Genomic DNA, 1,474 nt, shown 5'->3' with positions numbered 1-1,474 from the left:
GGGCGGGTGCCCAGGACGCCCGTGAGGTTCACGTCGCGGTACTTGGACACGCCCGTGCCGGCCGCGGCGGCGCGCAGCTCCTCCCACGAGGACCACTCGCGCTCGGCCAGCTCCACCAGCTGCGGCGCCGGCGCCCCCAGGCGGCGGCAGGCGGGGTTGGTGCCCAGCAGGTGCCGCAGCCCCGCGCCCCACGGCCCGAACAGGCGCACCACCCCGCGGAAGGCGGCCACGTCCCGGAACGGGGCGGCGTCCAGGTGCAGGTGGACGGCGGCCTCGGCGGGCACCGTGAAGCCCAGCGCGCGCGCCGGGGCCAGCAGCGCCTCCAGCGCGGCCAGGTGGTCGCGCTCCAGGGGCGGGGTGACGACCTCGCAGGGGCGCTCGCGCTCACCGGGCAGCGGCGCGGCCAGCGCGATGCTCGCGCCGGCGCCGTCCTCCAGGCGCACCACGGCGCCGGTGGTGCGGGTGCGGGTGCCGAACAGGGCCGCGACAGGGTCCAGCACCGAGGCGATCCCCGCCGCGGGGTCGGCGTGGGCGGCGACCAGGCGCAGCAGGCGCGCGTCGTCGGACACGACCCGGTACCAGCCGGGCACCGGCGCCGCCGCCGGGTCCAGGTCGCGCACGATCGTGGTGTCGTCCACCAGCCGGCACAGCGGGGCGCCGGCGGCGTCGAGGACCTCGAACCCGGGGGTGAGGTGCCAGAACCGCTCCACGCCCGGGGCCGCGGACGCCTCGCTGCCGGTGTGGAACACCGGCCGCACCGAGCCGCCGGCGCGGCGGGCCAGCTCCGCGGCCAGGTCGCGGCGGGAGCGCCCGCGCGGGGCGAGCAGCTCCACCTCCACGCCGGTGCGCCGGTGCAGGACCGGCGCGTCCGGGGTGCTCAGGGCAGCACCGGCAGCGGCTCCCCGGCCAGCAGGCGCTCACCGGCCAGCGCCTTGGCCTCCCAGGGGTCCACGCCCCACAGCTCGCCCAGCTCCACGGCGTCGTCGTAGGTGTACCCGGCGGCGGAGAACGCCTCGCGCTGCGGGGCGCGCGGGTCCTCCGGGGCGGGCGGCGCCCCGGGTGCGGTCCCGGGCTCCAGGGGCAGGTCCCGCCCGCTCAGCAGGTGCGCGCCCGCGGTCGTCTTGGCCTCCACGGGCTCGACGTTCCACAGCCGCGCCAGCTCCACGGCCTCGTCCCAGCCGTAGCCGGCGCCGAAGTACGCCGCCAGCTCCGGCGAGGGCGCCGGCGCCCCGTGCGGCTGGCCGCCGGGGTCGACGGGCAGCTCCCGGCCCGCCAGCAGCTCCCCGCCCGCGCTCACCTTGGCCTGGACCGGGTCGACGTTCCACAGCCCGCCCAGCTCGACGGCGTCCTCCCAGACGTAGCCGGCGGCGAAGTAGGCGTCCAGGGCGGCGGCCTCCTGCGCCGCCGCCCGCGCCGCCTGCCGCAGGGCCTCCTGCCCGCCGGGGGCGGGCGCCGGGGCGGCGGTCCCCGGGGC

Annotated in this window: 1 protein-coding gene and 1 pseudogene; both read right to left on the bottom strand. The window is 80.2% G+C overall.

All coding sequences use genetic code 11. The annotated features are described in order from the left end of the window. Positions 1-833, bottom strand: an 833-nt coding sequence (locus GTR00_RS20685) for an amidoligase family protein (RefSeq protein WP_323132651.1), incomplete at its 3' end; no start/stop codon positions are given. 44 nt (positions 834-877) lie between these two features. Next, positions 878-1,474: pseudogene (locus GTR00_RS20680) on the bottom strand (hypothetical protein); the annotation flags it as partial.

Origin of the sequence: Kineococcus indalonis (assembly GCF_009906395.1) — a bacterium.
Lineage (GTDB): Bacteria > Actinomycetota > Actinomycetes > Actinomycetales > Kineococcaceae > Kineococcus > Kineococcus indalonis.
Note: the sequence above shows the minus strand (reverse complement) of the source record. Positions and strands in the feature narration are given on the sequence as shown.